The organism is Pseudomonas sp. WS 5532 (genome assembly GCF_012985445.1).
GTDB classification, from domain to species: Bacteria; Pseudomonadota; Gammaproteobacteria; order Pseudomonadales; family Pseudomonadaceae; genus Aquipseudomonas; species Aquipseudomonas edaphica.
The window spans coordinates 1-16994 of sequence record NZ_JAAQWK010000014.1; the positions used below are offsets into that span (position 1 = coordinate 1).

Genomic DNA, 16994 nt, shown 5'->3' on the forward strand with positions numbered 1-16994 from the left:
CTGTAAATGGGGGAAGGTGTGTTGTCTGCGCTGATGGCGGCTTGGTTTGCTTTGTGCGCTGGCTTGCCTGCATCGCAGGCAAGCCAGCTCCCACAGAAAAGCAGATCTCAGGTGTATGCAAATCCGCTTTTCGCTTTTGATCCAACCACTCAGGTCGGCTACTAGGCTGCCGTAAAGAGACACCTCAAAAAGGCACCTTCCCCAAAATCATGTCGCGATACATCACAAAATCCCCCAGCAAACTGTAGAAGGGATGTTGAAACGTTGCAGGCCGGTTCTTTTCGAAGAAGAAGTGCCCGATCCAGGCAAAGGTGTAGCCGGCGACCGGTAATGCGAGCAGTAACCCCAACGAGCCACGGCCAATGGCATAAGCCAGAATCCCAATCACCAGGGTGGTGCCAATAAAGTGCAGGCGCCGGCAGGTGCTGTTGGCGTGCTCGCTCAGGTAATAAGGGTAGAACTCAGCGAAACTGTTGAATTGCTTGACGTTTTCCACAGTGATCGGCCCTGGGCTGGTGATGCCGCCCAACAGATGTTCGGCGGGGAGCTTATTTGAGTCTAGAGTGATCAGTGGTAACAGCCAGTGACAATAGATGCCACTTTAGTATCCTTGGCTTCCTGGCTGCCGTTTAAGCCTGCTTTTTTCAAGAAGACGCCATGAGCGAACGAACAACTTCTGCAAGCTGGGCAATGGGCATCGTCAAAGCGTTGGAAATGGACGGCCTGGATTGCCGCGTCCTGTTCAAGCAACTGGGCCTGGACTACGCCGCGCTCAGTGACCCTGATGCACGTTTTGCGCAAGACTCCATGACCCGGCTGTGGCAGCGCGCTGTCGAGCTGTCAGGCAACCCCGCGATCGGCTTGAACATGGGCAAGGTGGTGCGCCCGGCGTCGTTTCATGTGGCGGGTTACGCCTTGATGTCCAGCAACACCCTGGCCGAAGGTTTTATGCGCCTGGTGCGTTACCAACGCATCATCGCCGAAAGCGCCGACTTGAGTTTTCGCCTGTTACCTGAAGGCTATGCGCTGATTCTGACGGTACATGGCGATCACCTGCCGCCGACCCGGCAAAGCGCTGAAGCCTCGTTGGCCAGTGCCCTGGCATTATGTGGCTGGCTGACTGGCCGCACCCTGCAGCCACGCAAGGTAATGTTGCAAGGTGACCAACCGGCCGATCTGGCGCCCTATAAGCAAGCATTCCATGCGCCTATGGAGTTCAATGCGCCCTATGATGCGCTGATTTTCGAACAGGCCGACATGGATGCACCGTTGCCCACCGCCAATGAGGCGATGGCGCTGCTGCATGATCGGTTTGCCGGTGAATACCTGGCGCGGTTTTCCGAGAGCCGCGTGACCCACAAGGCGCGCCAGGTGCTGTGCCGCTTGTTGCCCCAGGGGGAGCCCAAGCGCGAAGTGGTGGCACAGACCCTGCACTTGTCTCAGCGCACGTTACAGCGGCGTTTGCAGGAGGAGGGCACCAGTTTCCAGACGTTGCTCGACGATACGCGTCGCGAGCTTGCCGAACAGTACCTGGCGCAGCCGAGTATGACCTTGCTGGAAATCGCCTACCTGTTGGGCTTTGCCGACCCGAGTAATTTCTTCCGCGCGTTCCGCCGCTGGTTCGACGTCACGCCCGGCGAGTACCGGGTGCGGCTGCTGCAGGCATCGACGGTCAGTGGCGCCAAAACGCCGGAATGCACAGAACAAACACGGTAATAATCTCCAGCCTTCCCAGCAGCATGCCGAATGACAAGATCCACTTGGCCGCATCCGGCAGGCTGGCGAAGTTACCGGCCGGGCCGATGGTTTCGCCCAGGCCCGGGCCAACACCGGACACGGTGCTGGCGGCACCGGTCAGTGCGGTCATCCAGTCCAGACCCAGCAGTGACAGGGCCAGGGCGATGGCGCAGATGGTGATAGCGAAGAAAAACGAAAAGGTCAGGATCGAGCGCACGATCTCTTCGTCGAGACGGTGGCCGTTGTACTTCTGCTTGATCACTGCGCGTGGGTGGATCAGTTGGTTCAGGTTGGCCTTGAGCAGGATGTAGGCGACCTGGAAGCGGAAGATCTTGATCCCGCCCGCCGTCGAGCCCGAACAGCCGCCGATAAAACCCAGGTAGAAGAACAGCATCAGCGAGAAATTGCCCCACAGGCTGTAGTCCCCCAGCGCAAAGCCGGTCGTGGTCACCACCGACGTAACGTTCAGGGCAACATGGCGCAGGGCATCCAGCCAGTGCAGGTTGGTCGTCCACCAGTACCAGGTGCCGAGTACCAGCCACGTCACGATCAGCAGACCGAGCAAGCCTTGCACTTGCTGATCCTTGATCAGCGCCCGGCGGTTGCCGCGCAATGTGGCCACATACAGGGTGAACGGCAAGCTGCCGAGGATCATCACCACCACCGCTACCCAGTGCACCGCCGGTTGTTTCCAGTGGGCCAGGGATTCATCGGAGGTGGAAAACCCGCCGGTGGAAATTGCTGACATCGCGTGGTTGATCGCATCAAACAAGCCCATGCCGGCCCACCAGAACGCCAGACTGCCCAGGATGGTGATGCCCACATACGCTGCCACGATCAGGCGCGCCACCATGTGCGAGCGCGGCATGACTTTTTCTGAGCGGTCCGAGGATTCGGTCTGGAACAGGCGCATGCCACCAATGCGCAGCAGCGGCAGGATCGCCACCGCCATGCCGATAAAGCCGATGCCGCCCAGCCAGTGCAACATTGAACGCCACATCAGGATGCCAGGGGACATGCTGTCCAAACCGCTCAGGACGGTGGAGCCGGTGGCGGTGATGCCCGACATGCTTTCAAAGAACGAATCGGTGTAGCTGATGTGCTGGGTCAGCAGAAACGGCAGCGCGGCGAAGATGCACACCACCAGCCAGCTGGTGACGGTCAGCAGGTACATGTCCCGGGGGCGCAGGTGCACGTGTTCGGGGCGGCCGGGGATAACCAGGGCCAAACCCGCAAGGAAGGTGATCATGCTGGCCCACAGGAACGAGGGCAGGTCGCTGGTGCGTTCGAAGATCACCAGGGTGGCCATCGGGATGACCATGGCGATCGCGAGGGTGATCAGGAAGATGCCGATGATGAAACCGATGATACGCAGGGTCGGCAACGCCATGAAGAAAGCTCGGGTTTGAGAGAGTGGCGCCATTCTACCTGCGGTGCGGGTCTTGTAAACCGGGGTGTACGAGGCGAAGCAGTTCGACTGTGTGAGCTGGCTTGCCTGCGATGGCGACCTGTCAGCCACCCATCTGTAGCAGACCCATCGCTATCGCAGGCAAGCCAGCTCCCACAGTGGGTATGGGAAGGGGGGAACGCGCACAAAAAAGGCGACCCGAAGGTCGCCTTATTCAGCGCAGGATCAATCAGAACTCGTGATCAGCGTTATCCGGGTTCAAATCACTGATGCCCAGCTTGCCCGCGGCGGTTTCGATCGCGCCGGTCTGCTTGACCAGTGCCGCAATCGCGTCACGCACGATCTGGTTGCCCTTGTCGTTACCGGCCGCGATCAGTTGGTCGTAGTGCTCACCGGCGTTGGCCTGGTCAACCATGACCTGGATCTTCGCTTCGGTCGACGCCAGGTCGGCCTTGAGCGCCGAGTCGGCGGCTGGATCGGCCTTGGCCACCAGCGACGAGAGGCTTGCGCCGGTCATTTTGGTGCCGTCGGTGCGGGTGTACTCGCCCAGGTAGACGTTGCGGATGCCCTTGGCGTCGTAGAAGTGCGAGTTGTGGGTGTTGTCGCTGAAGCAATCCTGTTCGTCTTCCGGCGAGTTGGCTTCCAGGGAAACCTTCATGCGCTCACCGGCCAGTTCGCCCAGGGACAGGCTGCCCATGCCGAACAGCATTTTGCGCAGGCCGTCGGTGGCAGGTTCTGCTTCCAGAGTGGCGCGGTAGTTGTCGTCGACCTTGGGTTTCCAGTTGCCGACCATTTCTTCCAGGTCGCTGACCAGCAGTTGGGTCACAGCGCGCAGGTAAGTGCGACGGCGCTCATTGTTACCGCCGGTGGCACCGTCGCCGGTCATGTAGTCGGATGCCGGGCGGTTGCCTGCGCCTGGGCCGGTGCCGTTGAGGTCCTGGCCCCAGAGCAGGAACTCGATGGCGTGGTAGCCGGTGGCGACGTTGGCTTCGGAACCGCCCAGTTCATTGAGGCTGGCGAGTTTTTCCGGGGTGATTTCCTTGACGTCGACCTTGTCTTCGCCCACCTGGATCTCTGTGTTGGCGATGATGTTGGCGTTGGCGCCCGGGTTACCCAGCGCGTGCTCGTAGGATTTGTCTACGTAGTCGATCAGGCCTTCGTCCAGGGGCCAGGCGTTCACTTGGCCTTCCCAGTCGTCGATGATGGTGTTGCCGAAGCGGAACACTTCACTTTGCAAGTACGGCACACGGGCGGCGACCCAGGCGTTGCGGGCTGCTTTCAGGGTGTCGTCGCTCGGGTTGGCGAGGAAGGTGTCGATTGCGGTTTGCAGGGTCTTCGCGGTGGATTCGGCGTCGCTGTACACCGCGAACACCATGTCGGCGTAATGCGCGACAACGGCCTTGGCGGCTGCTTCGTCGACCTGGCCGGCAGGCGTGGCAGCCGCTGGAGCGGTGGTGCTGACTGCCGGGGTCGGCGCGGCGGCCTTGTCTTTACCTTCGCCGCAACCGGCGAGAGAAATGGCAATGGCCAGCAGACTGGCGGTGGCCAGGGGCATACGAATCATGGCGAACATCCTGCTTCGGTTGTTGATAGGGCGCGCGGGGAAGCGCAAAAACTGCGACATAATGCGAAAGATTTGCATTTTGTGTAAAGGTTTATGCGAGGGAAATATTTGGTATCGATTTGTCGGTTCAGAGAATCGCCGCGTTGTTGCGCTCGGACTGTTTCAAAAACGCCGCCAGCTCACGGGCCTGCAGCGGTTTGCTGTAGTGGTAGCCCTGGCCCTCATGGCACCCTTCGGAAATGATATAGGCCTCCTGCTCGGCGGTTTCCACGCCTTCGGCAATCACCTGCATGCCCAGGCTTTTGCCCAGTTGGATAATGGCGCGCACGATGGTTGCATCGTCGTCGTCATCCAGCAGGTCCTGGACGAAGCTCTTGTCGATCTTGATCTTGTCCAGCGGCAGGCTCTTGAGGTAGCTCAAGGATGAATAGCCGGTGCCGAAGTCATCAATCGCGATCAAGGCACCGGAGCGGCGCAGGCTCAGCAGGTGCTGGGCGGCGGTGCTGATGTCCTCCATCAGGCCGGTCTCGGTCACTTCCAGCTCCAGGCTGCGTGGCGGCAGGCGATAGATCTGCATCAGGTTGTTGACCACCCGTGGCAACTCGGTGTGGTGCAACTGCACGGTGGACAGGTTGACCGCCATGCGCAGTTCGGTGAAGCCCAGGTCATGCCATTCGCGCAACTGCCGGCAAGCCTGGTCCAGCACCCATTCACCAATCGGAATAATGGTGCCGTTCTGTTCCGCCAGCGGGATAAACAAGTCCGGCGGCACCAGGCCGTGTTCCGGGTGCTGCCAGCGAAGCAACGCCTCTACGCCCACCACACGGTGGTCGCGGTAGCTGATCTGCGGTTGGTAGACCAAGTGGAACTGCTCGCGACCCAGGGCATCGCGCAGGTCTTTTTCCAGTTCGCGGCGCCGGCGCATTTCGCTGTCGACACTGGCGATATAGAACTGATAGCGGTTGCGCGAGCGGCTCTTGGCCAGGGTCATGGTCTGTTCGGCTTTTTGCAGCAGCTTCTCGGTGCTGTCGCCGTCCTCCGGGAACAGGGTGATGCCGATGGTGGCGCGCAGGCGAATCTGGTCCTGGTCGAGGGCGAATTCGGCTTCCAGGTCGTCGAGGATACTTTGCGCCAGCTCGGCGGCCTCGTAAGGCTGGTCGATATCGGCCTGCACCAGTGCAAACTGGTCGCCGCCCAAGCGGGCGAGGGCGCCGAGGCGGCCGCTGTGGGCGCGCAGGCGGTCGGCCAGGGCCAGCAGTAATTTGTCGCCGGCCTGGTAGGTGAACTGTTCGTTGACGCTTTTGAAGTCATCCAGCCCCACGCACAGCACCGCCACCCGGCGCTGTCGGCGGCCGGCATCGGTGAGGATCTTGTCCAACTGCTCCTGCAGCTTCTGACGGTTCGGCAGCCCGGTCAGGAAGTCGTACTGGGCCATGCGCAACAGGCTCGATTCCGCCTCATGCCGCAAGTGCGTATTGCGCTCGATGGACTCGAGCAACTGGTTGGCAGTGTTGATCCACAGCCCCAGCTCGTTGCGTTCATGGCCCTTGAGCTGGGGGATCTTGTGTTCGCTGGGGCGGTCGGGGTTGATTGAGGTCAAGTGCTCGATAATCCGCGACAACGGCTTGGTCAGCAGCCAGTGATACACCAGGTACAGCACCAGGCCCATGGCCAGGGCGCGCAGCACGCCGGAAATAAAGATGATCACCGAGCTGACAATAAAACCTTTGCCGTAGGTGGCTGTGTCGAGGGTAATGCTCAGGTCGCCGTAGTACTCGCTATAGGGGCCTTTGCCAACCAGTGCAGTCGTAAAGGTGCGTTCCTGGCCAAGAATCAGGTCGGTCAACCAGCGGGTGGGTGATTGCTGCAAGGCGCGGCTTTTTTCCGCCAGCATGGTTTCGTTGGGGTGGCCGATGGAGGCCATGCGCACGGCGTCGTCCTGAAACAGGCCCTCGATCACCTGCATGCCCATCTCGCGGTCCAGGCTGTAGACAGCCTGGGTTGAGGGGTCGCGAAACATGTCGAGGATCCGCTGCGCGTCACCGGCCACGGCCTGACGCGTCTTGTAGGCATCAAACACGATCTGCGCCACGCTCAGCGTCACGCCCACGATCAATGCCGAGAGCAGCACAACCCGTAGCAACTTCACCGACAAGCTGTTTTTGAGTTCCAGCTTCAAAGGGTCATTCCTTGTTCCGTGCGGGTAGCCTCAATATGCCATGAGTATTGGCAATCTCGGGATGGCAGTCAAAGGGACATTGCTGCTAAGGCTTCTGGAGGCTGTAAAGGGCGTGTCTGGAAGGAAGAGGGCGATGATATCCATCGCCCTCGGGTACCGCGCAGGAAAGGAAGGGAATGCCTTCGACATCCCGACATCGAGTGTTGCGGGCTTAAGATAATTTGATCGAGTTTTCGTTTACGTTGTTGAACGTGATCTGATGTTCGTTCTTCTGGTGGGCATCACCGCCGATTTTACCTTGCGCCCTGCCGGCGGCCTGACTGGCTGAATTGACCAGCGTGCCCAGCAAGTCCATGCCCTTGCTCACCAGGTCCATGCCTTTGCCTGCGAGTGGCAACACTGAAGACACAGCTGACATACCCATCGATAACGGATCCATTGCGGACTCTCCTACAGGATAAAATGAGAGAGTTATTTCTCTCGCATGCTGGGTGGCCTGTTCCTCTCGGTGAGTTCCACACATTCTGCATTACGTCCAGTTTTCGTCGGCCACAAAAAAGCCCGGCAATTGCCGGGCTCTTTCTACTGCAAACGTTGCTCAGGCAGTAAAGGTTTTGCCTTCGAACTGCTCAGCCACGAACTTCCAGTTGACCAGATTCCAGAACGCTTCCACATACTTTGGACGCACGTTGCGGTAGTCGATGTAGTAGGCGTGTTCCCACACGTCGCAGGTCAGCAGCGGGGTGTCGCCGCTGGTCAGCGGGTTGCCGGCGCCGATGGTGCTGGCCAGGGCCAGGGAACCGTCAGCTTTTTTCACCAGCCAGCCCCAACCGGAACCGAAGGTGCCGACGGACGTCTTGGTGAACTCTTCCTTGAACTTGTCGAACGAACCGAAGGCTGCGTTGATGGCTTCAGCCAGTGCGCCGGTCGGTTGGCCACCGGCGTTTGGCGCCAGGCAGTTCCAGTAGAAAGTGTGGTTCCAGACCTGAGCGGCGTTGTTGAAGATGCCGCCCGAAGAAGACTTGACGATTTCTTCCAGGGTCTTGCCTTCGAACTCGGTGCCAGGCACCAGGTTGTTCAGGTTCACGACATAGGTGTTGTGGTGCTTGTCGTGGTGGTACTCCAGGGTTTCCTTGGAGATGTGCGGCTGCAGGGCATCGTGTGCGTAGGGCAGCGGCGGCAATTCGAAAGCCATGATGATTCTCCTAATCAGGTCAGTTGCGGTGAGCGCAAGGCCGATCACGGGCGGCCAAACAAGCGCCGGGGAGTTTGTACTCTTTGCGGCGCAGGGTCCGGATCATAGCACCGGGGGTGCGGCAAAACCACGCAACAACTGTGTGGGATAGAGGTTCCAGAGCGTTTTGGAATATTCATCCGGCACTGATCAATTGGTAGGCCACGCTGAACATCATCACCGCGACCAGAAGGTCGAGCAGGCGCCAGGTCGCCGGGCGCGCCAGCCAAGGTGCCAACCACGCCGCGCCGAGTGCCAGGGTGGCGAACCACAGGAACGAGGCGCTGGCAGCGCCGGCCACATAGGCGCCGGGCTCGGTTTGTTGCGCGCCCAATGAGCCGATCAGCAGCACGGTGTCCAGGTACACATGGGGATTGAGCAGCGTTACTGCCAAGGCACTGAGCAACACGGCGCGCAATGAACGCACCTTGAGGTGTGCCCCCTGTTCCAGGCTTTGTCGGGAACACGCTCGACGCAACGCCAAGGTGCCGTACCACAGCAGGAATGCCGCACCACCCCAGCGGGCAACGGCCAGCAGCAGCGGGTTTTGCGCCAGCACGGTAGCCAGGCCAAATACCCCGAGTGCGACCAGAATTGCATCACACACGATGCACAGCGCCGCCACCGGCAAGTGATGTTCACGGCGCAGGCTTTGCGCCAATACAAACGCGTTCTGGGTGCCGATCGCCATGATCAGGCCGAGAGCCACCAGCAGCCCGTTTACGTAGCTTTGCCACATAGCCATTACTCCGCGTTTGCTGCCAGTTGGCGCAATACATCCATGGCCCGCTCGGCATCGGCGCGGCCTACGAACAAGTGGTCGTGATAAAACCCGGCAATCACGTTGCAACTGATACCGGCGCTGCCCAGCGCGCTGGCAAACGCCGCCGTCAGGCCCACGGCTTCAAGGGCCGAATGCACATTCAGGGTGATCCAGGCGGCCACATAGTCGAAGGCCAGCCCGGCGTGTTCCGCCTGCTCACGCTCCACAATCAGGGTCAAACCTTCCTGCTCGCGAAAGCTGCCGATGATCTCGCAACCTGCCGGGATACGTGAGTCGGGCAGAGTGCAGAACACGTAGTCGCCTTCGTTTAGATGAGGGCTCATGCTGCGCAGCAGGGTTGCCAGGGCGGTTTCGCCAGCCATGTGTGGATTCCTTTAATAAAGAGAAGCAATGCTGGTCATTCTCCCGGCCCACGCTGTATAAGAAAAACCAATATTGCTGATCGCTCATTAGAGAAACTGATGTTCGACTATAAATTGCTTTCCGCCCTGGCGGCGGTGGTGGAGCAGGCCGGCTTCGAGCGTGGCGCGCAGGTACTGGGGCTTTCTCAGTCAGCGATTTCCCAGCGCATCAAGTTACTGGAGGCGCGTATTGGCCAACCGGTGCTGGTGCGGGCCACGCCACCTACACCCACCGACATCGGGCGACGTTTGCTCAACCATGTGCAACAGGTGCGCTTGCTCGAGCGCGACCTGCAAAGCCAGGTGCCAGCGCTGGACGAGGAGGGCATGCCCGAGCGCCTGCGCATCGCCTTGAACGCCGACAGCCTCGCCACCTGGTGGGCCGAGGCCGTCAGCGACTTTTGCGCCGAGCAGCATTTGTTGCTGGACCTGGTGGTGGAAGACCAGACCGTGGGCCTCAAGCGCATGCGCGCCGGTGAAGTGGCGGCCTGTATCTGCGCCAGCGAACGCCCGGTGGCCGGGGCGCGCAGTCTGTTGCTCGGTGCCATGCGCTACCGTGCGTTGGCCAGCCCTGCATTTATAACGCGGCATTTTCCCGAGGGCGTGCGTGCCGATCAGTTGGCACGCACGCCGGCGCTGGTGTTCGGCCCGGACGATTTCCTGCAGCACCGCTACCTGGCATCGCTGGGCGTGGACGGCGGTTTCGAGCACCATTTGTGCCCGTCCTCCGAAGGTTTTATTCGCCTGACCGAAGCCGGACTGGGTTGGGGCCTGGTGCCGGAATTACAGGTGCGCGACCAGTTGCAAAGCGGCGCTTTAGTCGAGTTGTTGCCAGATAAGCCCATCGACGTGCCGTTGTACTGGCATCATTGGCGCAGTGGTGGGCAATTGTTGGGGCTGCTGACCGATCACTTGGCCCAGGCCTGTGGCCAATGGTTGGTGCCGTTGGACTGATGGCGTGCGTCAAGGCAACAGCGATGAAAAACGAAAGAGCATGGGGTAACAAATGAAAATTCTGGTCACCGGCGCAAGCGGCTTCATCGGCGGGCGTTTTGCACGTTTCGCCCTGGAGCAGGGCCTGGACGTGCGGGTCAACGGGCGGCGTGCCGAAGGTGTGGAGCACCTGGTAAGGCGCGGCGCCGAGTTTATCCAGGGTGATCTCAATGATGCCGACCTGGTGCGCGAGCTGTGCCGCGATGTCGAAGCCGTGGTGCATTGCGCCGGCGCCGTCGGGTTGTGGGGCAAGTACCAGGACTTCCACCAGGGCAATGTGCTGGTCACCGAAAACGTCGTCGAGGCCTGCCTCAAGGAGCGTGTCGGGCGCTTGGTGCACTTGTCGTCGCCGTCGATCTACTTTGATGGCCGCGACCACCTGGGGCTGACCGAGGAGCAAGTGCCCAAGCGCTTCAAGCATCCCTACGCCGCCACCAAATACCTGGCGGAGCAGAAGGTGTTTGGCGCCCAGGAGTTCGGCCTCGAAGTACTTGCGCTGCGCCCGCGTTTTGTCACCGGGGCCGGCGACATGAGCATCTTCCCGCGCCTGCTTAAAATGCAGCGCAAGAACCGCCTGGCTATCGTCGGTGATGGTTTGAACAAGGTCGACTTCACCAGTGTGCACAACCTCAATGAGGCACTGCTCAGCAGCTTGCTCGCCACCGGCTCGGCGTTGGGCAAGGCCTACAACATCAGTAATGGCGCGCCGGTGCCAGTGTGGGATGTGGTCAATTATGTAATGCGCCAGATGGACATGCCCCAGGTCACCCGGTATCGGTCGTACGGTTTGTCCTACAGCGTGGCGGCGTTGAACGAGGCATTCTGCGCAATGTGGCCGGGCCGCCCGGAGCCGTCGTTGTCGCGCCTGGGCATGCAGGTCATGAACAAAGATTTCACCCTGGACATCAGCCGTGCCAGGCATTATCTCGACTACGAGCCCAAGGTCAGCCTGTGGACGGCGCTCGATGAGTTCTGCAGTTGGTGGAAAGCTCAGGAGCCGGGGCTGAAATAAGCTCACAACCAGCAACACATCGGGAACCGAATTCAGGCTTCCGGGTCGATCAATGCGGCGCCAACGGGGTTTATACTCCGCTCGCTCGGCTTTTCCGGTCGCCATCTCACCGATTCAGGGTTGATTCATGCGTAACGATGCCAAAGACGATTTCGACAACGTTCCCAGCCTGCGGGCTGACATCGGGGACGATGATGATTTCGAGCCGACTCCCGCCACCTCCGTGCGCTCGCGCACAACCAAGGTGGTCAAGGTCAAGAGCGCCAGCGCCGGCCCCCTGTGGGCCTTGGTCGGCGCGCTGCTGATCGCCTTCGCCGGCCTTGCCTGGTGGAGCTTCCAGCAGATTTCCCTGATGGGCCAGCAGTTGGTCGCCACCCAGGAAAGCTTTGCACGCATCAGCGAAGAAGCGGCGGGGCGCCTGCAAGACATTTCCGGCAAGGTGGTGGCCAGCGAGGCCAACGTCAACAACGGCAGCGAAGCCCTCAAGTTGCAGATCAAGCAGTTGGAAACCCAATTGCTGGAGCAAGGCAAGCAGCAAGTCGGCGTGGCCGGGCAGGCAACCGAACTCGACCAGCGCCTGGCACAGATGAGTGCCAGCACCACTGAACTGTCGAGCGCGAATGCCAAGCTGCAAGGCCAGGTGCAGGCGCTGACCGATGCCGTGGCCACACTTAAGGCGGCGCAGGGTGAGGTCAAGGATCTGTCTGCCGACGTGGCGGCCCTTAAAAAGCAAGGCAACCCGAGCGCGGCCATCGCCCGCCTGGAACAGGACCTGGTGGTGCTCAAAAGCGCGCAGGAGAACCAGCCCGCCAATAGTGATGCGCCAACCAATAAAGAGTTTGATGTGTTCCGCATCCAGACCACGCGCAACATCACCACGTTGCAGAGCCAGGTGCAGAACCTTAACCAACAGCTCAACGCGCCAGCGCGGGTCACCCCACTGGGCCAATAACCCAATGATCGTTCCCACGCTCTGCGTGGGAATGCCGCCATGGACGCTCCGCGTCCCGCTGTGGCGCAGAGCGCCACGGGCTGCATTCCCACGCGGAGCGTGGGAACGATCGACGGGCTCTGCGTGGGAACGATCAAATGTCACCAGGTGGTGACATTTCCCATCCCCTTCGTTACTTGCCCCCATCGCGCCCTTGTTTAGACTCCGGTCATCCCATAAAAAATAAAAAGGGCTACCCATGACCATGCAACCACTGCCTGCCAGCAGTTGGCTGAACGCACCTGCCCATCACGCCTGGCTCGCCAGCGAAGGCCAACGCCTGCTGGCGTTCGCCAAAGCCTCACGTCTGCCAGACGGCTTCGGCAACCTTGACGATACAGGCCAACTGCCGGCCGACGCCCACGCCGAAACCATGAACACCGCGCGCATGATCCACAGCTTTGCCATGGCCCATGCCATGGGGGTGCCGGGTTATGCCGACCTGGTTGCTCATGGCGTTGCCGCCCTCAGTGGCCCCTTGCGCGATAGCGAACACGGCGGCTGGTTCGCCGCGCCCAACGCCTTGGATGGCAACCGTGGCAAAGCCGCTTACCTGCACGCGTTCGTTGCCCTGGCTGCCAGCTCTGCCGTAGTGGCCGGCGCACCCGGTGCGCAGAACCTGCTCAACGACGCTGTGCATATCATCGACCAGTTCTTCTGGAGCGAGGAGGAGGGCGTGATGCTCGAGTCCTTCGCCCAGGACTGGAGCGGCGTCGAAGCCTATCGCGGCGCCAACAGCAACATGCACGCCACCGAAGCCTTCCTGGCACTGGCCGATGTCACTGGTGAAACACGCTGGCTGGACCGCGCGCTGCGCATTGTCGAGCGCGTTATCCACACTCACGCTGCCGGCAACCAGTTCATGGTAATCGAGCATTTCGACACGCACTGGCAACCCTTGCTCGGCTACAACGAAGACAACCCTGCCGATGGCTTCCGCCCGTATGGCATCACCCCCGGCCACGGTTTCGAATGGGCACGTTTGGTGCTGCACCTGGAAGCCGCACGCCTGCAAGCCGGGCTGGCCACGCCGGACTGGCTGGTGAGCGACGCCCGCGGCCTGTTCGCCAGCGCCTGCGAATACGCCTGGGCCGTGGACGGCGCTCCCGGCATCGTCTACACCCTGGACTGGAAGCACCAGCCAGTGGTGCGCGAGCGCCTGCACTGGACCCACGCCGAAGCCAGCGCGGCGGCCCAGGCTTTGCTCAAACGCACCGGCGAGCTGCATTACGAAACCTGGTATCGGCGCTTTTGGGAGTTCTGCGAAAGCCACTTTATCGACCGTATCAACGGCAGCTGGCACCACGAACTCAGTCCGCACAACCAGCCCAGCAGCAAGATCTGGGGTGGCAAGCCGGACCTGTACCATGCCTGGCAAGCGGTCGTACTGCCTGCACTACCCTTGTCACCGAGTATGACCAGCGCATTGGGTCAAGGATGTTATGTCACCAAGTGGTGACATTTGTGCGTCCCTTTGTTACCTGCGCGCTAAAAATCCATGTTTAAACTCCGTGCAGCGCAAGCTCTAGACTTGCATGCATAACAACAAGAAAAGGTATTCAGATGAACGCGATTAATCGCCTCGCCGTTGCTATTTCCATTGCCTCGTTGTTTCCCCTCAGTGCATTTGCCGCCGACTCGAAAGGGACGGTTGAAGTTGTGCATTGGTGGACCTCAGGCGGTGAAAAAGCAGCAGTAGACGTACTGAAGGCTCAAGTTGAGAAAGATGGCTTCGTCTGGAAAGACGGCGCCGTAGCCGGTGGCGGTGGCGCCACAGCAATGACTGTGCTGAAAAGCCGCGCAGTCGCTGGCAACCCGCCAGGCGTTGCCCAGATCAAAGGCCCGGACATTCAGGAATGGGCGTCCACTGGCTTGCTCGACACCGACGTGCTTAAAGACGTCGCCAAAGAAGAAAAGTGGGACTCGCTGCTCGACAAGAAAGTCTCCGATACCGTGAAGTACGAAGGTAACTACGTTGCCGTGCCGGTCAACATTCACCGCGTAAACTGGCTGTGGATCAATCCGGAAGTCTTCAAGAAAGCCGGTATCACCAAGAACCCGACCACCCTCGAAGAATTCTACGCAGCCGGCGACAAGCTCAAGGCCGCAGGCTTCATCCCGCTCGCCCACGGTGGCCAGCCTTGGCAGGACAGCACCGTATTTGAAGCGGTCGTACTGTCGGTGATGGGTGCCGACGGCTACAAGAAAGCCCTGGTTGACCTGGATAACGACGCGCTGACCGGCCCGCAAATGGTCAAGGCCCTGACTGAGCTTAAAAAGGTCGCGACCTATATGGACGTCGACGGCAAAGGCCAGGACTGGAACCTGGAAGCCGGCAAAGTCATCAACGGCAAGGCCGGCATGCAGATCATGGGTGACTGGGCCAAGTCCGAGTGGACTGCCGCCAAGAAAGTCGCCGGCAAAGACTACGAGTGCGTAGCTTTCCCAGGTACCGACAAAGCCTTTACCTACAACATCGACTCCCTGGCGGTGTTCAAAGTTAAAGACAAGGGCACTCAGGAAGGTCAGAAGGACATCGCCAAAGTGGTACTGGGTGAAAACTTCCAGAAAGTCTTCAGCATCAACAAAGGCTCGATCCCGGTTCGTACCGACATGCTCAATGAAATGGACAAGCTCGGTTTCGACTCCTGCGCCCAGACCGCTGCCAAAGACTTCCTGGCGGACGCCAAGACCGGTGGCCTGCAGCCAAGTATGGCCCACAACATGGCCACTACCCTGGCGGTACAAGGTGCGTTCTTTGATGTCGTGACCAACTACATCAACGACCCGAAAGCCGACCCGGCCGACACCGCCAAGAAACTCGGCGCTGCGATCAAGTCTGCCAAGTAACGGTTAGCACGGCTGGTCCTTGTGAGGGGAAACCCCCTGACCCCTCACAAGGCTTGCTCCTGTAGTCCTTTTTCCCTGTACTGGATTTTCCCATGAGTTCTGTTGCTGTGTTCAGCAAGGCCTCGCCGTTCGATGCGCTGCAGCGCTGGCTCCCTAAGCTGGTGCTGGCGCCGAGCATGTTCATCGTGCTGGTGGGCTTCTACGGCTACATCCTGTGGACATTCGTGCTGTCGTTCACCACGTCCACGTTCCTGCCCAGCTACAAATGGGCTGGTCTTGCACAATACGCGCGGTTGTTCGACAACGACCGTTGGTGGGTGGCGAGCAAGAACCTGGCGCTGTTCGGCGGGATGTTTATCGGCATCACCTTGGTGATCGGCGTGACACTGGCGATTTTCCTCGACCAGAAAATCCGCCGCGAAGGCTTTATCCGCACCATTTACCTGTACCCGATGGCGCTCTCGATGATCGTGACGGGTACGGCCTGGAAATGGCTGCTCAACCCGGGCATGGGCCTGGACAAACTTCTGCGTGACTGGGGCTGGGAAGGCTTCCGTCTCGACTGGCTGATCGACCCCGACCGCGTGGTGTACTGCCTGGTGATTGCCGCCGTGTGGCAAGCCTCGGGCTTCATCATGGCGATGTTCCTGGCCGGCCTGCGTGGCGTTGATCAGTCGATCGTGCGCGCCGCGCAAATCGATGGCGCCAGCCTGCCGCGCATCTACTGGAGCGTGGTGCTGCCAAGCCTGCGCCCGGTGTTCTTCAGTGCGGTGATGATCCTCGCGCACATCGCGATCAAGAGCTTCGACCTGGTAGCGGCCATGACCGCCGGCGGCCCGGGCTACTCGTCCGACCTGCCTGCGATGTTCATGTACTCGTTCACCTTCAGCCGTGGCCAGATGGGCATGGGCTCGGCCAGTGCAATCCTGATGCTCGGCGCGATCCTCGCGATCATCGTGCCTTACCTGTATTCCGAGCTGAGGACCAAGCGCAATGACTAGTCTCGCCTCCAAACCTGCCATCAGCCTGAGTCGCATCGCGATCTACGCGGTGCTGATCCTCGCCGTGCTGCTGTACCTGGTGCCGCTGGTGGTGATGCTGCTGACCAGCTTCAAAACCCCCGAAGATATCAGCACCGGCAACCTGCTGAGCTGGCCGACCGTCGTGACCGGCATCGGCTGGGTCAAGGCCTGGGCCACCGTTGACGGTTACTTCTGGAACTCGATCAAGATCACCGTTCCGGCGGTACTGATCTCCACCGCCATCGGCGCGTTGAACGGCTATGTGCTGTCGTTCTGGCGCTTCAAAGGTTCGCAGCTGTTCTTCGGCTTGCTGCTGTTCGGCTGCTTCCTGCCGTTCCAGACCGTGCTGCTGCCGGCCTCGTTCACCCTCGGCAAGATGGGCCTGGCCAGTACCACCACGGGCCTGGTGTTTGTGCACGTGGTCTACGGGTTGGCGTTTACTACGCTGTTCTTCCGTAATTACTACGTGAGCATTCCGGATGCTCTGATCAAGGCGGCGCGACTGGACGGTGCAGGTTTCTTCACCATCTTCCGGCTGATCATTCTGCCGATGTCGACGCCGATCATCATGGTCTGCCTGATCTGGCAGTTCACCCAGATCTGGAACGACTTCCTGTTTGGCGTGGTGTTCTCCAGCGGCGACTCGCAGCCCATTACGGTGGCGCTGAACAACCTGGTCAACACCAGCACCGGGGCCAAGGAATATAACGTGGATATGGCGGCGGCGATGATCGCCGGGCTGCCGACCCTGCTGGTCTATGTGATCGCAGGCAAGTATTTCGTGCGCGGCCTCACGGCCGGCGCGGTCAAGGGGTAATC

The 16994-nt window shown here is 60.3% G+C and carries 16 protein-coding genes; 8 read left to right on the forward strand and 8 right to left on the reverse strand.

All coding sequences use genetic code 11. The annotated features are described in order from the left end of the window. Positions 1-184: 184 nt before the first annotated feature. On the reverse strand, positions 185-496 hold the full coding sequence (locus HBO23_RS21945; protein WP_099550496.1) for a DUF962 domain-containing protein: 312 nt from the start codon (positions 494-496) through the stop codon (positions 185-187). Between the two features lie 161 nt (positions 497-657). On the opposite strand from HBO23_RS21945, the gene HBO23_RS21950 reads away from it, so the two are divergent. Beyond that, positions 658-1716 (forward strand): AraC family transcriptional regulator, encoded by a 1059-nt coding sequence (locus HBO23_RS21950; RefSeq protein WP_017139172.1) that lies wholly within the window; start codon positions 658-660, stop codon positions 1714-1716. Here HBO23_RS21950 and HBO23_RS21955 read toward each other — a convergent pair. The 7 genes from HBO23_RS21955 to HBO23_RS21985 all read right to left on the reverse strand — a co-directional run bounded on the left by HBO23_RS21955 (position 1673) and on the right by HBO23_RS21985 (position 9268). Next, on the reverse strand, positions 1673-3127 hold the full coding sequence (locus HBO23_RS21955) for a TrkH family potassium uptake protein (protein WP_017139173.1): 1455 nt from the start codon (positions 3125-3127) through the stop codon (positions 1673-1675). The genes HBO23_RS21950 and HBO23_RS21955 overlap by 44 nt on opposite strands. Positions 3128-3374: 247 nt before the next feature. Next, complete coding sequence (locus tag HBO23_RS21960; RefSeq protein WP_170039754.1) at positions 3375-4709, reverse strand: imelysin family protein; 1335 nt, start codon at positions 4707-4709, stop codon at positions 3375-3377. A 127-nt stretch (positions 4710-4836) separates the two neighbouring features. Next, complete coding sequence (locus HBO23_RS21965; RefSeq protein ID WP_138449653.1) at positions 4837-6888, reverse strand: GGDEF domain-containing phosphodiesterase; 2052 nt, start codon at positions 6886-6888, stop codon at positions 4837-4839. A 211-nt stretch (positions 6889-7099) separates the two neighbouring features. After that, a complete protein-coding gene (locus tag HBO23_RS21970) occupies positions 7100-7327 on the reverse strand; it encodes a hypothetical protein (RefSeq protein ID WP_017139176.1) in 228 nt (75 codons plus the stop codon). A gap of 159 nt (positions 7328-7486) precedes the next feature. Beyond that, complete coding sequence (locus HBO23_RS21975; RefSeq protein WP_003212997.1) at positions 7487-8083, reverse strand: Fe-Mn family superoxide dismutase; 597 nt, start codon at positions 8081-8083, stop codon at positions 7487-7489. A 175-nt stretch (positions 8084-8258) separates the two neighbouring features. Next, positions 8259-8861: a LysE/ArgO family amino acid transporter gene (locus HBO23_RS21980; RefSeq protein ID WP_026013850.1), complete on the reverse strand. Its 603-nt coding sequence runs from the start codon at positions 8859-8861 to the stop codon at positions 8259-8261. 5 nt (positions 8862-8866) lie between these two features. Then, positions 8867-9268: an ACT domain-containing protein gene (locus HBO23_RS21985; RefSeq protein ID WP_017139178.1), complete on the reverse strand. Its 402-nt coding sequence runs from the start codon at positions 9266-9268 to the stop codon at positions 8867-8869. A gap of 99 nt (positions 9269-9367) precedes the next feature. On the opposite strand from HBO23_RS21985, the gene HBO23_RS21990 reads away from it, so the two are divergent. The 7 genes from HBO23_RS21990 (at position 9368) to HBO23_RS22020 (ending at position 16992) form a co-directional block, all read left to right on the forward strand. Continuing rightward, positions 9368-10261, forward strand: a complete 894-nt coding sequence (locus tag HBO23_RS21990) for a LysR family transcriptional regulator ArgP (protein WP_017139179.1) — start codon at positions 9368-9370, stop codon at positions 10259-10261. A gap of 52 nt (positions 10262-10313) precedes the next feature. Continuing rightward, complete coding sequence (locus HBO23_RS21995) at positions 10314-11312, forward strand: NAD(P)-dependent oxidoreductase (protein ID WP_099550447.1); 999 nt, start codon at positions 10314-10316, stop codon at positions 11310-11312. Between the two features lie 127 nt (positions 11313-11439). Next, the gene (locus HBO23_RS22000; RefSeq protein WP_170039756.1) at positions 11440-12264 is read left to right on the forward strand and encodes an ATPase; all 825 of its coding nucleotides are present in this window, start codon (positions 11440-11442) and stop codon (positions 12262-12264) included. 238 nt (positions 12265-12502) lie between these two features. Continuing rightward, positions 12503-13762: an AGE family epimerase/isomerase gene (locus tag HBO23_RS22005; protein ID WP_170039758.1), complete on the forward strand. Its 1260-nt coding sequence runs from the start codon at positions 12503-12505 to the stop codon at positions 13760-13762. A 104-nt stretch (positions 13763-13866) separates the two neighbouring features. Next, positions 13867-15153 carry an ABC transporter substrate-binding protein gene (locus HBO23_RS22010; protein WP_017139182.1) on the forward strand — a complete coding sequence of 429 codons (1287 nt, stop codon included), beginning with the start codon at positions 13867-13869 and terminating at the stop codon, positions 15151-15153. A 92-nt stretch (positions 15154-15245) separates the two neighbouring features. Further along, entirely contained in the window at positions 15246-16154 is a 909-nt protein-coding gene (locus HBO23_RS22015) for a sugar ABC transporter permease (RefSeq protein ID WP_017139183.1), read from the forward strand. Continuing rightward, a complete protein-coding gene (locus HBO23_RS22020) occupies positions 16147-16992 on the forward strand; it encodes a carbohydrate ABC transporter permease (RefSeq protein ID WP_017139184.1) in 846 nt (281 codons plus the stop codon). Before HBO23_RS22015 ends, HBO23_RS22020 begins: the two co-directional genes overlap by 8 nt. Positions 16993-16994 lie beyond the last annotated feature (2 nt).